The organism is Brasilonema angustatum (assembly GCF_059505445.1).
This window is the reverse complement of record NZ_JCACKO010000133.1, coordinates 161,018-177,655: the sequence shown is the minus strand read 5'-3', so window position 1 is coordinate 177,655 and position 16,638 is coordinate 161,018. Positions and strand designations below refer to the sequence as shown.

Annotated in this window: 11 protein-coding genes; 7 read left to right on the top strand and 4 right to left on the bottom strand. The window is 44.3% G+C overall.

Features of this window, described 5'->3' with window-relative positions; all coding sequences use genetic code 11:
- Positions 1 to 60: 60 nt before the first annotated feature.
- Both AC5JM2_RS24035 and AC5JM2_RS24030 read right to left on the bottom strand, forming a co-directional pair.
- Positions 61 to 246: a DUF8622 domain-containing protein gene (locus AC5JM2_RS24035; protein WP_495837337.1), complete on the bottom strand. Its 186-nt coding sequence runs from the start codon at positions 244 to 246 to the stop codon at positions 61 to 63.
- A 5-nt stretch (positions 247 to 251) separates the two neighbouring features.
- Positions 252 to 1,328, bottom strand: a complete 1,077-nt coding sequence (locus AC5JM2_RS24030) for a PIN/TRAM domain-containing protein (RefSeq protein ID WP_495837336.1) — start codon at positions 1,326 to 1,328, stop codon at positions 252 to 254.
- Positions 1,329 to 1,579: 251 nt separating this feature from the next.
- Here AC5JM2_RS24030 and hemW point away from each other — a divergent pair, with 251 nt between their 5' ends.
- From hemW to AC5JM2_RS24010, 4 genes are all read left to right on the top strand, one after another.
- Positions 1,580 to 2,764 (top strand): radical SAM family heme chaperone HemW, encoded by a 1,185-nt coding sequence (hemW, locus tag AC5JM2_RS24025; RefSeq protein WP_495837335.1) that lies wholly within the window; start codon positions 1,580 to 1,582, stop codon positions 2,762 to 2,764.
- Between the two features lie 48 nt (positions 2,765 to 2,812).
- On the top strand, positions 2,813 to 6,022 hold the full coding sequence (locus AC5JM2_RS24020) for a CHAT domain-containing protein (RefSeq protein WP_495837334.1): 3,210 nt from the start codon (positions 2,813 to 2,815) through the stop codon (positions 6,020 to 6,022).
- Between the two features lie 384 nt (positions 6,023 to 6,406).
- Positions 6,407 to 6,793 (top strand): hypothetical protein, encoded by a 387-nt coding sequence (locus AC5JM2_RS24015; RefSeq protein ID WP_495837333.1) that lies wholly within the window; start codon positions 6,407 to 6,409, stop codon positions 6,791 to 6,793.
- A 1-nt stretch (position 6,794) separates the two neighbouring features.
- Entirely contained in the window at positions 6,795 to 8,219 is a 1,425-nt protein-coding gene (locus tag AC5JM2_RS24010) for a hypothetical protein (protein WP_495837332.1), read from the top strand.
- A gap of 300 nt (positions 8,220 to 8,519) precedes the next feature.
- On the opposite strand, the gene AC5JM2_RS24005 is transcribed toward AC5JM2_RS24010, so the two are convergent.
- Positions 8,520 to 8,927: a universal stress protein gene (locus tag AC5JM2_RS24005; protein WP_495837331.1), complete on the bottom strand. Its 408-nt coding sequence runs from the start codon at positions 8,925 to 8,927 to the stop codon at positions 8,520 to 8,522.
- A 90-nt stretch (positions 8,928 to 9,017) separates the two neighbouring features.
- On the opposite strand from AC5JM2_RS24005, the gene AC5JM2_RS24000 reads away from it, so the two are divergent.
- From AC5JM2_RS24000 to AC5JM2_RS23990, 3 genes are all read left to right on the top strand, one after another.
- Positions 9,018 to 10,220: a phosphoglycerate kinase gene (locus AC5JM2_RS24000; RefSeq protein ID WP_495837330.1), complete on the top strand. Its 1,203-nt coding sequence runs from the start codon at positions 9,018 to 9,020 to the stop codon at positions 10,218 to 10,220.
- Positions 10,221 to 10,287: 67 nt separating this feature from the next.
- On the top strand, positions 10,288 to 10,905 hold the full coding sequence (locus AC5JM2_RS23995; RefSeq protein WP_495837329.1) for an NUDIX hydrolase: 618 nt from the start codon (positions 10,288 to 10,290) through the stop codon (positions 10,903 to 10,905).
- 681 nt (positions 10,906 to 11,586) lie between these two features.
- Complete coding sequence (locus tag AC5JM2_RS23990; RefSeq protein ID WP_495837328.1) at positions 11,587 to 15,969, top strand: two-partner secretion domain-containing protein; 4,383 nt, start codon at positions 11,587 to 11,589, stop codon at positions 15,967 to 15,969.
- 191 nt (positions 15,970 to 16,160) lie between these two features.
- Here AC5JM2_RS23990 and AC5JM2_RS23985 read toward each other — a convergent pair whose 3' ends face one another.
- Positions 16,161 to 16,637 carry a GNAT family N-acetyltransferase gene (locus AC5JM2_RS23985; RefSeq protein ID WP_495837327.1) on the bottom strand — a complete coding sequence of 159 codons (477 nt, stop codon included), beginning with the start codon at positions 16,635 to 16,637 and terminating at the stop codon, positions 16,161 to 16,163.
- Between the last annotated feature and the right edge of the window lies 1 nt (position 16,638).

Below are 16,638 nucleotides of genomic sequence, written 5' to 3'. Positions count from 1 at the left end.
TCCCTGTTCCCTGTTCCCTGTTCCCTGTTCCCTGTTCCCTGTTCCCTGTTCCCTGCTGTACTAATGTCTTTTCTTTGCCTTCCACGTTCCGCCATAAACATAAAACGGATTATCCTGACTCACGTGCTGCCAACATTCAGGACAAACAAAAATCCAATCTCCATCTTCTTCACACTTTACCCGATAAAGAGTCGGTGCAGCCAAGCTGCACCGACCACAAAGTTTAACTCGAATGGAACGTGCCATTGCCTTCATGCCAATGCTGAAGCTTGCGGCTTAGCGAAAATCATTCTTCCTGCGGAAGTCTGTAAAGCACTTGTAACAACGACTCGGAGTTCGTTTCCTACATAGCTGCTACCTTCTTCAACGACAACCATTGTGCCATCATTTAAATAGCCAATGCCTTGACTGGGTTCTTTACCTTCTTTGAGAATCTTAAGGTCAATGTTGTCACCAGGTAGATAGGTAGGACGCACTGCGTTCACCAAATCGTTAACATTCAATACAGGTACTTTTTGGACGCTAGCAACTTTGGATAAGTTGTAGTCATTGGTTAGCAGTGTAGCGTTGATTTCTTGAGCAAAACGCACGAGTTTAGCATCAACTGTGGTAATATCCTCATAATCAACTGAGTTGATCAGGATACGTTCAGGATATGCTGCCCGAACTCTGTTGAGAATTTCTAGTCCTCGTCTTCCACGTACTCGCTTTAGGTCTTTGTTTGCATCAGCTACTTGTTGCAACTCTTGCAAGACAAACTGTGGTACGATAATTTGTCCTTCTAAAAATCCAGTTTCTAGCAGTGTTTCAATGCGACCATCGATAATGCAACTGGTGTCTACAACCTTGGTGTTGGCAGGTTTGAGAGTTCCTTCCACAACCATTGTTTCCACAGTGCTGGGATTAATCAATCTTAATAATCCACGCCCGTGGCTATCTGCTAAATTCATACCAGTGTAGGACAGTATGACGCTACCAACAACAGCAACCAGCGGTTTTATAAAACTAAAATCTGCTGGAATTGGTAGCAAAAACAGAGGGGCAAGCATTAAGTTTGCTATCAATAGCCCAATGACTAATCCAATGGCACGAGTTAAAATAATTTCAAGTGGTAGTTCTCGGACTTGAGCCTCCAAGCGACGATATGCTATTTGGAAAGTTAATCCAAGTGCACCCCCAAATATGGCAGCAAAAATAGCGACAACCAGGCGTAAAGCTTCGATGTTAGAAACTTTGGATAGTGCCGCAGTAGGTAAGAAATCTGTGCTGTAGTAACCTACGCCCGCTGCTGCCAGGATGAATGAGAAAATAATAATGGCATCAAACATTGTTGTATAGCTTTCCTGCAACTGTAGTTAATTGAAAAACTCAAGTATTTTTTGTTTCCTCGGTTGTGGAAATTTCTAAGCATTTACAGTCATACTAAGCGCTTAGTATGACAACATCTGCAATCATTATAACCAAAGACTTTTATGCTTTATCTTTTTCATCTTTTTGTTGTAAAACGATAAAAAAATATAAATGACATAATTTGGGTAAATTTGTCATTGTGTCAAACACAATTTAAATCTTTATTAAGATGATTCAAAAAGTTTCCACTTCTAGCATTCCCAGTTCTGCTTACATTCATATTCCCTTTTGCAGAAGGCGATGTTTTTACTGTGATTTCCCTGTATCCGTTGTGGGAGAGCGTTTACGAGGTGAAACCTCTGGGACTATCTCCCAATATGTTAATATGCTATGTCAAGAAATTGCCATCACGCCAGCCCTCGCTCAACCATTGATAACAATTTTCTTTGGCGGTGGAACTCCTTCTCTTTTGTCTACAGAACAGTTACAACGGATATTGGAAGCGCTTGACAATCGGTTTGGTGTATCTGCTGGGGCAGAAATTTCGATGGAAATAGACCCAGGTACCTTTGATTTGGTACACTTACAAGGCTACCGCAGCGCAGGGGTAAATCGGATAAGTTTAGGTGTACAAGCGTTTCAAGAAGACTTATTGCAAGTTTGTGGGCGATCGCACTCCGTCTCTGATATATTCGCAGCTGTAGACTTAATTCGACAGGTGATGATTCCCGAATTCAGTATAGACTTAATTTCGGGTTTACCGCATCAGACTTTAGATAGGTGGCAGGAGTCTTTAGAAAAAGCGGTTGCTATAGCACCCACGCATATATCAATATACGACCTTACCATTGAGCCTGGAACTGCTTTTGGTCGTTACTACAAAGCCGGGGATCAACCTTTACCAACAGATGAAACTACAGTCAAAATGTACCGTATGGCACAGCAAATTTTGACGGGTGCAGGTTACAACCATTATGAAATTTCCAATTATGCACAGCCCGGACATCAATGTCGCCATAATCGAGTTTATTGGGAAAATCGCCCGTATTATGGCTTTGGTATGGGTGCTGCAAGTTACGTAGAAGGGAAACGGTTCACCCGTCCGCGTAAAACGAAGGAGTATTATCAGTGGGTACAAGATGGCGGTGTGATTGATTGCGAAGTGACATCACCAGATGAAGTTTTATTAGAAACTTTAATGTTGGGGTTGCGTTTGGCAGAAGGTGTGAGTTTGACAGTTTTGGCGGAACAGTTTGGGGAACAGAAGGTAGAGAAGATTCACGAGTGTTTGCAACCATACTTTGAGAAAGGTTGGGTGGAAGTTGTGCAACAAAGGTTGCGGTTGACTGATCCCGAGGGGTTTTTGTTTTCTAATGTGGTGTTGGCGAAGTTGTTTAAGGAGTTAGGGGAATGAAGTGAAATTGCTAGAATACAAGATAAATGTGATACACAAGTGCGGCAGATGTTCAGGCGACTTTGGCAGTGGCTCAAAAGGTTTTTTCAGCGGTTATTTGGCAGCAAGCAATCTCCTCAGTCGGGGAAACAGAGGAAGGTAGAACCACGAAGACAGCCGACAGATGCTGAGTATGAAGCGTTGTTCCTTGAACTGTTGGCAGGTGTGAATGAGGGGTGGAGTCGCGGACGGGTAAAGGGTTTTTTGGATGTCAATAAAATCACTCAGGCTGGTTTGGTGGAGTGGTTGCGGCGCTTTGGGAAAAGATTGCTAGTATCAAGTGCTGAGAATACAGAGTTAGCTTCCCGGATGGTGCAGTTGGGTGAGTTGGGCAACGCCGTGAGCGATCAGCCGAACGGTGTTGGGGAAGTGGGTGAGGTGGCGGGTGAGATTGGGAGGTGGTTATTGGGGAGGGGAGGAGAAACGAACCGCAGAGGCGCAGAGGGCGCAGAGGAAGAGGAGGAAGGGGAAGGAGATGCAGACGCTTGGTTTGACACAGGTAATGAGCAATTTGAGGCAGGGGATTTTGAAGGTGCGATCGCATCCTTCGACAAAGCCGTTGAATTCAAACCCGACTACCATCAAGCTTGGTACAGCCGGGGCAATGCGCTTTCTGACTTAGGGCGAATTGAAGAAGCGATCGCATCCTACGACAAAGCTATTGAAATCAAACCCGACTACCATCAAGCTTGGTACATCCGGGGGTTGGCGCTGAGTGAGTTAGGGCGAATTGAAGAAGCGATCCCATTTTACGACAAAGCTATTGAATTCAAACCCGACTTACATGATGCTTGGTACATCCGGGGGTTGACGCTGAGTGAGTTAGGGCGAATTGAAGAAGCGATCGCATCCTACGACAAAGCTATAGAAATCAAACCCGACGAAGATGAAGCTTGGTACAGCCGGGGCAATGCGCTTTCTAACTTAGGGCGAATTGAAGAAGCGATCGCATCCTTCGACAAAGCCATTGAAATCAAATCCGACAAAGATGAAGCTTGGAACAACCGGGGCAATGCGCTTTCTAACTTAGAGCGAATTGAAGAAGCGATCGCATCCTTCGACAAAGCCATTGAAATCAAACCCGACAAAGATGAAGCTTGGAACAACCGGGGCGTGGCGCTGGGTAAATTAGGGCGATTTGAAGAAGCGATCGCATCCTGTGACAAAGCCGTTGAATTCAAACCCGACAAAGATGAAGCTTGGAACAACCGGGGCGTGGCGCTGGGTAAATTAGGGCGATTTGAAGAAGCGATCGCATCCTACGATAAAGCCTTAGAAATCAAACCCGACTACCATCAAGCTTGGTTAAACCGAGGTTCTGCTGCGGGAAGTTCAGTGAGTTGTGATCCCCTGCTGGCTTTTATGAGTGCAATTGCCAGAAACAATCCCCATCTTAACCAGCGTGGTTATGAAGGTAAATTGGCAAGCTATCAGGAAGGTTTGAAGTATTGTCACCAACACACCCACCCAAAAGGTTGGGGAATGTTGCATCGAGCAATAGGTAATGCTTACTACTTGCGAGGGCAAGTTGATTCCGATCCCCACAGCTATTGGCACAAAGCTGTCAACAGTTACAATGAAGCGCTAAAAACTCTCACAGAAGCAGATTTCCCTCAGTTGCATTTAAAGGTTGTGCGAGATTTGATTCGCGTCCTTTTGGCTTTGGGGGAAACTACAGCTGCAAAGGAATGGCGGCGACATGGGTTAGAGGTTTTTACAAACCTGTTCAACCGCAAAAAAACTTCTTTCCAGAAACGACAATTGATAGTTGAATTTACTGGCTTCTCGCAGATGCGGGTTGATGTTTTGGTAGAAGATGGTGAGATCGTCTTGGCGTTAGAAGCTGCTGAGAGAAATAAAAATCTCTGCCTCACTTGGATTCTAGATGCCCAAAAGCAAGAAATCCTTAGTCCCAGTTATGCTGATATGCAACGGCTGACGAATCCCACAACTGCTGTTGTCTATTGGCATCTCAGCCCTTTTGCCCTCAGCACTTTTATTATCAAACACAACGCCGCTCAACCCAGCGTCATTTCTACTCCCTTCTTTTTACGCGAGTTTGAAATCTGGGTGAAACAATGGAATCAACAATATGAGGATGAGCGCAAAAGCGAAGATAAGCAAGTTGCACAACAAAACAGCTGGCGTGACAACTTGCCTCAAATGCTCAAGCAGTTTGGTGATATCCTCAATGTCTCAGCTATAGTGAGCGAAATTAATAACGAAATTCACAACGAATCAATCCAAAATCTTATCTTAGTTCCCCACCGCGACTTGCACCGCTTCCCCCTTCATGCGCTGTTTCCCGAAGATTTCACCACTACTTATCTACCCAGCGCCCAAGTCGGCATATCTTTACAGCAGATTTCGTCAACAAGCAACGAGGAATCACACCAACTGCTGAGTGTGGAACATCCCGACAGCGCAGGCTTTGATATTCTACCCCATGCGGAAATCGAATCTGCTGCGATTAACCAGCTTTTCAACCATCCCGACAACAAGCGGCTTTCTGGCGAACAAGCTACCAAAATCGCTGTACAAGAAGCTCTTGCGGATAAATACAATATCTTTCACTTTACCGGACATGGCAGTTATGATTTTGAGCATCCCAAACAATCTGCTCTTGTTCTCAGTGGTGAAGATAAACTCACGGTGGAGGAAGTTTGTAAGATAGATTTTACAGGTTATCAGCTTGTCACTCTTGCCGCTTGCGAAACTGCTTTAACTGGCAACCAAACGATAGAAAATGAATATGTTGGCTTAGTCAGCGCTTTTGTTTACCAAGGTGTCAGCAACGTTCTCAGCACTTTATGGACAGTGAATGATGATGAGAGTAGTTTGCTTGTCATGTACTTTTACTGGCAACTCAAGAAAGGCAAACCACCAGCCATTGCTTTAGCAAAAGCGAAAAAATGGTTTCGCAATCTTACAGATTATAAACTGGAGAGATTGTGTAAAGTTATCTTTGATAAGCTGCCGCGAGATGAAGAACTTTTACGTCCTCATGTCAGAAATAAGTTATGGCAATTCCGTCAGATGGAAGTTGCTGATAAGAAACAGAAGCATTTTGATGATCCCTATTATTGGGCAGCTTTTACAATTACTGGTTGCTTCCCTCCTTCCCTCGTTCCCAGCCTCAGGCTGGGAGGCTCAGATCTTGCATCTGCGGCTGAGTACGCCCAGAACTCAAGTTCTGGGCTAATAAACCAAGTCCGTTAAAACGGACTGATACCAATTCGTGTTCAAAAGCGTAATTTAGAGATTTTGATTTTCTAGTCCAATCAAAAACTACTCCCATTTGAAAGTTACGGTTTAGAAAGCAGTTTAGTATAAGTAATACCATTTCTTTGTGAGGCTGCGCCAAATTTTCTTGACTTCTTCTTTCTTTCTTTGTGTTCTTTGCGCCTTCGCGGTTCATTCCTCATATATTTGGGCGCATCTATGGCTACGCCACGCAAGCTATCATACAGAATTTGTATAAGTTTTTCAGTCCGTTTTAACGGACTTAGACTTTGAGCCAAGAAATAAATTTCTTGGCGGACGAAAAGTATGATGCAAGATCTGAGGAACGAGAAAATAACTAATCACTAATCACAAATCTTTATGCAACCTAACGATATCATTTCTATTACCGCTTTCCTGAATGCCTTAGCCAAGCTGAATGAGTCTTTGCCTGCGGATATCCAAAAGCAACTTCATGCGATCGCCAAAAATTTACAAGCCAATCCAACCAATATTGGCAACCTCGATAGTATTGCTGAAAGTTATCCACCTTTAGATGAAGCATACCAGCAAGAATTGACAGCTTTGAAAAAAGAAGCTGGTATACGAAGTAAAGGTTTGCCACCACTTCCTCTGCCAAAAGATCCAAATCAAGAACTCACGAACTCAGTAATTGATACTTTTGGTGCTGAGGATTCTGTTGCTGCTGCAAAAGCGAAACAAAACCTTTTCCAACGGCTTTGGCAGTTAATTTCTGGGAGTCGATAAAATGTCAGAGGAAATTATTTATCCCAGTATAGACTTATTCCTTTACGACTTGAAGGATGGCTTAGGACAAGATAAGTCAAAAATTGACCAAAACTGCCGCAATTTCTGTCAAAAAATTTATGGTGATTTAGACGAACAAAGCTTTGAGGAAAAGTATACACAATTCCAGAAGTATCAAAATACAGACGTTGATGTTATCGAGTTACTCAACCCCACAAGTAGGCAATTTCCATCACCGCTAGATGGTTACTATTATCCCCTGCAAATAGGCGATACCTATGCCCTTCAGGTTAACGACTCTGGAAAACGAGATGCTAACGGTAGATATAACGATGAACCACAAAACATCAAAGATGAACCTTTCTTAAAACTTAAACAAGAAATTCTTCAACACATCTCTGAACAAACGGGCACAATCGGACAAACTTGGTTACTTTGGGGCAAATTGGCAAGTCAGAAAACTGATGCCGAAATAGAAGATATTGCCCAGAAGTGCTACACACAAGTTGTCAGCAATTACGACTGGAAACGAGATTTAATTGGCAAGGGCAAGTTAGAATCAGGAACAATTTTTGAGTTGTGGTATACTCCCCAAAATTTAGGTGTCAATGGGAAAGAGTTTTGGGAAAAGTTTAGACAAGAAAGTCATCATGTCCTAATCTGGTTGTTTCCCGATAATATTTCGCCCGATGAAATGAGAAAGCGGGTGCAAAGTGTCTATTACGAATTTATACGCTTATGGCAATACCGCCACAAAGTTGTTTGGTCTTATTATCAAAGCCGTTATCAAAAAACACTTCTCAAAAAAGAATATGTAGAAATACAACCATCAATCAAGCAAGCTAGTGAGTTACCAAAGCTATTGCAAACCAACAGTCTGAAACTTAGTAAGCTACAAGAAACATTGTCGGCTAACTTAATTAATTTGTCAGATTATACTATTGCTTTAAACTATCTAGAGAATCAAAACCGAACAATTCAATTAAACTTAGATAATTACAAATCTCGTTTAGCTGATATGCAGAAAAAATATGCAGGTAGCGATTTAAAGTTTTTAGAAACCTTCAGCGATCGCGAGATTTACGCTAAAAAATATCAGCGACAAGTAGAAGCAGATCTTGCGAATCTCAACCCTGGATTAACCTTACTGGAAAATCTCAATAGCACTGTCCAAGGTATTATTGACTTAGAACAAACGAAGAGCGATCGCGCTCTAGACAACACTATAGCACTTGCAGGTATTGGGCTTGCCATCAGCGGCATTACCGCCACAGCTATCTCAGCCAAACAACCACCTGTGACATCTTATAGAGACATTTCTTTCTTTGCTTCACCAACCTTTGTCTGGAGTATGATGCTTTGTGCTCCATTTTTACTGCCTCTATTCTTCGGCCAACTTTGTCGCTTCTTTCGCCTATTTCGCTGATATGGCAGTTTTCAGTTGAGTACGATACATAGGACTTACGCACGATTTACGAAAGAACAAGATTGTGAGATTGCTTCCTTACGTCGCAATGACACAACTACGTTATTTTTGCGTAAGTCCTGATACATAAAATACATTAAAGAGTTAAGGTAAATTAATCCGAGTCAACCGTCCTTCGGAATAAATATTAGCTATGCTTTTACACGTTTTGTAGCTAACAGTAAAATTCGCATTAAAAAAACCATCTCAGGTGCGTTAACGCAGTGTAACGCACCCTACTGCTAAATAACTCCTCACTCTCTACGGCACAACTAAGACTGGGCAAGGAGAAAGATTAATCACGCGGGTGGTAACGCTATCAGTTGATCCCTCGTCAGTCAAGCCTAGCCCTCGACAACCCATGACAATTAAATTTGCTCCTATATCATCTGCCACATCACAGATGGTAAAAGCAGGTTTGCCTTGCCGTTCCAAGGCTTCGGCTGAAATGCCTTGCCCAGCAAACAGGGATTTGGCTGTTTCTAGCAGTTGGGCTACTGTTTCTGGTGAGGACATGGCATCCCCGTTGGGCGAGTCTGCGGCGGGTTCCTCAACTACACTCAGTAGCACTAATTTACTACCATACTTTTGCACTATATTGGCAACCACTTCGGCTGCTTCGCGTGCTTCTCGACTTTGATCAATTGGAAACAGAACTGTTTTAAACATTCGGATTCACCTGTGCCCCCATGAGTCGGTAAAATCTGGATGGTTGTACTCATCAAAACATAACAAACAGGCAATCAGGAGGTTTGTGCCGTGTCCAAGAAAACTTTAGCAAATTTATCTGCAGAAGACTTGTCTGGTAAACGCGCCCTGGTGAGAGTTGATTTTAACGTACCAGTGGATGATTCTGGCAACATTACAGATGATACTCGCATTCGTGCTGCTCTGCCTACCATACAGGATTTGACGCAGAAGGGAGCTAAGGTGATTCTAGTGAGCCATTTTGGGCGTCCCAAGGGTGTAGATGACAAACTGCGGTTGACTCCGGTTGCTAAGCGTCTGTCTGAGTTATTGGGGCAAGAAGTTGTCAAAACTGACGACTCTATCGGCGATGAAGTTGCAGCGAAAGTTGGGGCTTTACAAAATGGACAAGTTTTGCTATTAGAAAACGTCCGTTTCTACAAAGAAGAGGAGAAAAACGATCCAGAATTTGCCAAAAAACTGGCAGCAAATGCCGATTTGTATGTTAACGACGCTTTTGGTACCGCACACCGCGCTCATGCTTCTACTGAAGGCGTGACGAAGTACCTGAGTCCTTCTGTTGGTGGGTTTTTGATTGAAAAAGAATTGCAGTATCTGCAAAAGGCGATTGAAAATCCCCAGCGTCCTTTGGTGGCTATTATCGGCGGTTCCAAAGTTTCCAGCAAAATTGGCGTGATTGAAGCCCTTTTGGAAAAGTGCGACAAACTGATCATTGGCGGTGGAATGATTTTCACCTTCTTTAAAGCTCGTGGTTTGAGTGTCGGTAAGTCGTTGGTGGAAGAAGATAAGCTAGAATTGGCGAAGTCTTTGGAAGCTAAGGCTAAAGAAAAGGGCGTCACTTTCTTGCTACCCACAGATGTGGTTGTAGCAGATAAGTTTGCTGCTGATGCCAATTCTCAAACCGTTAGCGTGGAAAGTATTCCTGATGGTTGGATGGGGTTGGATATCGGACCTGATTCGATAAAAGTATTCCAAGAAGCCCTTGCTGATTGCAAAAGTGTGATTTGGAACGGTCCAATGGGTGTGTTTGAGTTTGACAAGTTTGCTGCAGGAACAGAAGCGATCGCCCGCACACTCGCCGACATCAGCAAAGGCGGCGCAACCACCATCATCGGGGGCGGTGATTCCGTAGCTGCTGTGGAAAAAGTTGGTTTAGCTGATCAAATGAGCCACATTTCCACTGGTGGCGGTGCTAGTTTAGAACTGCTCGAAGGTAAGGAATTACCTGGTATTGTGGCGCTAGATGAAGCATAAAGGCTAATATCTAAAACCAATGTAGAGACGTTACACGTAACGTCTCTACAAATATAGGGAGAAAATTGTGGAACCCAAGTGGCTGGAATGGACACAAAAATTACAGGCGATCGCCCAAAATGGTTTAACTTTTACCGAAAATCCTTATGACATTGAGCGCTATAAAGTGCTTCAGGCGATCGCCGCTGAAATCATGTCAACATACTCAAATGTCGGACACAGCTATATCCTCGATTTATTCGCTCGTGAAGTGGGATACGCAACGCCCAAAGTTGATGTACGTGGAGGAGTGTTTCGCGACAATACTATATTGTTAGTCAAGGAACGACAAGACGGTTGTTGGACTTTACCAGGTGGCTGGGCGGATATTGGCGACTCGCCCAGTGAAGCAGCTGTTAGAGAAATTTTTGAAGAATCAGGATATCAGACACGCGCGATAAAACTGCTGGCTGTGTATGACAGAAATAGACAAGGACATACACCGCATCAGCATTACATCTATAAGCTCTTTTTTCTGTGTGAACTTATTGGTGGTTCCCCATCAGCGAGTATTGAAACAGAAGAAGTGGATTTTTTCCCTGAAGACAACATTCCAGAACTATCTCTTGGGCGTGTAACGCCAGCTCAAATCACCCGACTTTTCCAGCATTACCGCGATCCAGATCTGCCCACAGACTTCGATTAGGAAGCGAAAAGATACAGTGAACAGGCTTCGCCCTGAGCGTTAGCCGAACGGGAACGCTTAACAGGCTAGAAGCGGGATGGTGTTTGTTTCATATGTTGCTAGCGCAAGAAACCGCCAGTTAAATCACATGCTAATTTGAATTTCATATATCTTAATAAACGTATAAAATACTACTTTAGGATGAGAGGATTTTCGTAGAAATATAGCATACTTAAATTGTTCGTCTCCAGTCACCGGGTGTTATTCCGTTTTCTTCGGTACAGGGTGTAATCAACCTTTGTTACAGGTGTGCACTACCCCTTTTAATATGGGGTTGCATTATAAAGATATCACGCAGTTCTTGAGACAGGGAAGATAAGGAAGACAAGGCGGACAAGGCGGACAATAAGAAATGTATGAATGCAAGTTGATATAAAAATTTAAATGTAGCAGTCTTATTTGATTTGTGTGAAAGTGCCTGCGCTTAGCGCATAAATCGCGCCTACTCAAATTCCCGACTTCTTGAAGAAGTCGGGAATCTTGTTGTTTACAAATGATTTAGGGTTGTTATATGTGACAACATTTTGTCACAAAATCTTACAAACAAGTACTCTTTACCTACAAACCTGATATTAGTACTCAAGAACCGCAATTTGACTTATTTTAAAGTATTTTTATCTACCGAATATCCACATTCCTAAAATGCTGAGCAAACTACAGGTGCGTCACCCATTCTTGTTCCTCGCCTTGCCCCTTGCAAGCATATTCAGCTTGACCTACTTTACTCTAGCTAGAGCACAACAAGTGACTTCAGATGGAACTGTATCGACCACAGTCACCACTCCTGATGGCAAGAATTTCAATATCAATGATGGAACTAGAAGAGGAGGAAACCTTTTTCACAGCTTCAAAGAATTTTCTGTACCCACAGGCGGTTCAGCTAACTTTAATAATGCAGCTGATGTGCGAAACATCATCGGTCGAGTGACGGGTGGTTCTATTTCTAGTATTGATGGTTTGATTAGAACACTCGGCAAGGCGAACTTATTTTTACTCAATCCAGCGGGGATTATTTTTGGACCAAATGCCCAATTAAATATGGGTGGTTCATTTTTAGGGAGTACGGCGAATAGTTTTGTGTTTGACAATGGGTTTGAGTTTAGCGCGACGAATCCCCAAGCACCGCCATTGTTAACTATAACTGCTCCGGTTGGGTTGAGCTATCGGGAGAATTTCAAAAATATCACCAATCAGTCTAGAGCTCTTGATACTAGTACTAATATTTTTGGTCTTGCTGTTAAACAAGGAAATTCCTTAACACTGGTGGGTGGTGATGTCAGCTTAGATGGTGGGATACTGTTTGCACCAGGAGGACGAGTAGAGTTAGGAGGATTATCTGCTCCTGGGACGGTGGGACTTAATGCTGATGGTAGCTTGAGTTTTCCTACAGGAGTGCAAAGAGGTGATGTGTCGCTGACGAATCGTGGAGAAGTTGGAGTTGCCTCGGGCGGGGGCGGTAGTATTGCAGTCAATGCCCGCAATTTAAAAATTTCCGGAGGAAGTGGGTTATATGCGGGAATAGGGCAAGGCTTGGGGACAGTTGGTAGTCAGGCGGGAGATATTACGCTGGATGCCACAGGGGATATAAAAGTTGCAGGCAGCTATGTATTCAATAATGTGCGATCGCAAGCAGTGGGCAATGGTGCCAACATCAATATTACAACTGGTTCCTTTTCTTTAACCGATGGTGCTCAACTGAGTGCCAGCACTTTGGGACAAGGAAATGCAGGCAATGTGTCGGTGCAAGCGTCCGGTGCTGTTGATCTGGCAGGCAGTAAAACTAATATATTCAGTACTGTGGAACCAGGAGGTGTGGGCAAAGGTGGCAATATCGATATCAACGCAGCAACACTATCACTCAAAGATGGTGCTCAACTACTTGCCAGTACTTATGGACAAGGAAATGCAGGCAATGTGTCGGTGCGAGCATCGGGTGCTGTTGATCTGGCAGGCAGTAACACTGCCATTCTCAGCGCAGTGGAAGCAGGAGGTGTGGGCAAAGGTGGCAATATCGACCTCAACGCAGCAACACTATCCCTAAAAGATGGTGCTCAACTGCTAACCATAGTTCGTCAAGCATCTTCCACCCAGCGAGCCGGAAGAGGGGATGCAGGCAATGTCACTGTTGATGTCACAGGACCTGTAACAATAGCTGGAGTTGGGGTAAAAAGCGGAAATCCCAGTGCGATTTTCAGCCGAGTCAACACGGGGGCTGTGGGCAATGGAGGCGATATTAAGATTTCCTCTGGTTCGTTCTCTTTAACCGATAATGCTGAACTGAATGCCAGCACTTATGGAAAAGGGAATGCGGGCAATGTGTCGGTGCGAGCGTTTGGTTCTGTTGAGCTTGTCGATGCTGGCATCTTGAGCAGAGTGGAAGCAGGAGGAGTGGGCAAAGGAGGCAATATTGAGATTAAAGCTGCTTCACTTTCGCTTAAAGATAGCGCCCAACTGCTAACCTCAGTTCGTGGAGCATCCAACACCCAGCTAGCCGGAAAAGGGGATGCAGGCAATGTCACAGTTGATGTCACTGGTCCTGTGACTATTGCTGGTGTCAAGGACGGAATCGGCAGTGGGATTTCCAGCCAAGTCAACACGGGAGCAATGGGTAATGGGGGGAATATTAAGATTTCCTCTGGCTCTTTCTCTTTAACTGATGGTGCTATACTACAAGCCCGCACCTTGGGACAAGGGGATGGAGGCAATGTGTCGGTACAAGCGTCAGGTTCGGTTTCGCTTGCAGGCAGTAATACTTACATTAAAAGCACTGTGGAAGCAGGAGGTGTGGGCAAAGGGGGTAACATTACTATTTCCTCTGGTTCGTTCTCTTTAACCGATGGCGCTCAACTGAATGCCAGTACTTATGGACAAGGAAATGCAGGCAATGTGTCGCTACAAGCGTCGGGTGCTGTTGATCTGGCAGGCAGTAACACTGCCATCCTCAGCGCAGTGGAACCAGGAGGTGTGGGCAAAGGTGGCAATATCGATATCAACGCAGCAAATTTCTCACTCAAAGATGGCGCTCAATTGGTAACTGTAGTTCGCGAAAAATCTGACACCCAGCCAGCTGGAAGAGGAGATGCAAGTAATGTCACTGTTGATGTCACAGGATCAGTGACAATTGCTGGAGTTGGGGTAAAAAGCGGAAATCCCAGTAAAATTGTCAGCTCGGTGGGCACGGGGGCTGTGGGCAATGGAGGCGATATTAAGATTTCCTCTGGTTCGTTCTCTTTAACTGATGGCGCGCGACTGGAAGCCAGCACTTATGGACAAGGAAATGCAGGCAATGTCAGTGTTAATGTCACTGGACCAGTAACAATTGCTGGGGTTGATGGCGGATTTTCCAGTGGGATTCAGAGCTATGTGAATACGGGAGCGACGGGTAATGGAGGGAATATTGCGATTTCCTCTGGTTCGTTCTCTTTAACTGATGGCGGCAGACTCAATGCCAGCACATATGGACAAGGAAGTGCAGGCAATGTGTCAGTGCGAGCGTTGGGTTCTGTTGAGCTTGTAGGCAGTAACACTGCAATCTTCAGCACTGTGGAATCAGGAGGTGTGGGCAAAGGAGGCAATATTGACATCAAGGGTGCAACTTTCTCACTCAAAGATGGCGCTCAATTGGTAACCGTAGTTCGCGAAAAATCTGACACCCAGCCAGCGGGAAGAGGAGATGCAGGCAATGTCACTGTTGATGTCACTGAACCTATAACAATTGCTGGGGTTGGGGTAAAAAGCAGAAATCCTAGTGCGATTTTCAGCCGAGTTAACACGGGGGCGACGGGCAATGGGGGTAATATTACAATTTCCTCTGGTTCGTTCTCTTTAACCGATGGTGCGCGACTGGAAGCCAGCACTTATGGACAAGGAAATGCAGGGAATATCACAGCGGATGTTACAGGTAAAGTAACGATTGCTGGAGTTGGTGGCCGATATTTCAGTGGGATTTTCAGCTTTGTAGACACGGGGGCTAGAGGCAATGGGGGGAATATTGCTATTTCTTCTGGTTCCTTCTCTTTAAGCGATGATGGCAGACTGAGTGCCAGCACATTTGGACAAGGTAATGCAGGCAATGTGTCAGTGCGAGCGTCCGGTGCAGTTGAGCTTGCAGGGACTAAGACTCGCATCTTCAGTACAGTGGAATCAACAGGAAAGGGCAATGGTGGCAATATCAATATCAACGCTCCAAGAGTATCCCTCAATAATGGTGCTCAAATCACTGCTAGCAGTAATGGCAATGGTGCTGCTGGCGACATAGAAGTACTTGCTCGCTCTATCCGTCTGGACAATGGCTCAATTATCAACGCTGACACTGCTGTTGGGGAGCAAGGAAATATCACCCTGGGTGCTCGCGATTATGTGCTGTTGCGTCGTGGTAGTAAGATAACTACCAATGCCACTGGCAAAGCGACTGGTGGCAATATCACCATTAATGCTGGCAATCTCGTCGCTTTTCCATCAGAAAATAGTGATATCACTGCCAATGCAGGAAAGGGTTCTGGTGGTCAGATCCGTGTCACTACTAGAGGTAGTATCTTCGGAATTAAGTATCGACCGCAGGTAACACCATTAAGTGATATTACTGCCAGTTCTGCACTTGGTTCACAGTTCAGTGGTAATGTGCAAATTAATGTAGTTGATATTGACCCCACCCAAGGGTTATTTGAATTAACACAAACTGTGGTTGATCCGGCACAGCAAGTTGCTCAAAATCCCTGTATCAAAGGTTCTGGTAGCAGCTTTACCATCGTAGGACGTGGAGGACTTCCAACTGATCCAAATAAAATCCTCAGTAGTGATAATGTGCGGGTTGATTTAATTAAACCTGTCGCCAGTACGGTAAGTTCAACAAGTACAACACAAAAGCAGCCATCTAAAAAGCCACCTGTTAAACAGATAGTACCAGCACAGGGTTGGATATATAACGAAAAAGGTGAGGTGGTGTTGGTCGCTTATGATCCGACTAAGACTGGCCCACAGCGTCAGCAGCCAGCGCCTACTAGTAGTTGTGCTGCAGTGAAATAAGATATGTAGAACGTTTAAGCTTTGATTCCACGTCGATTTAACCTCACACGCCAGTCGCCTACGGAGGGAAACCCTCCTGCAGCGCTGGCTCCCCTTAATCCCCTCTCCTTTATAAGGAGAGGGGAGGTTTTGGCGTAAGCCAAAACCGGGGTGAGGTAACACGCGCGTTGCATTCATAGGTATTAACTAGGTCATCCCAACTCAAGTTCCTCGAAGATCATATAGCCCGTGTCTTCCATACCTAAAGCTTCATAAGTCTTTTGCGCAACAGTATTTTGATGTTCCACATAAAGTCTAAAACCACATATTTTTAATTCATTTTGTTGATTTCTAGCTTTTTCTTTGACAAATTCATAGAGTTGGCGATAAATCCCTTGACGACGAAAATCTGGGTGAACGTAGACACTTTGTATCCACCAAAATATCCCATTTCGCCAGTCGCTCCACTCTGTTGTTACCATCAGAGAACCAGTCACTTGATTCTGATTTTCTGCAACAACATAAAAACCCAAAATCGGATTTTTTAATAATGTTTGTACACCAGCAGTGAGAATATCTATAGAGAGGTCTTTATCCTCGGTTTCACGTGCCATTGCTCGATTGAATTCAACCAAGACATCTAAATCATCAGGTTTTGCGAAGCGAATTAAATACTTGTTTTCCACCATT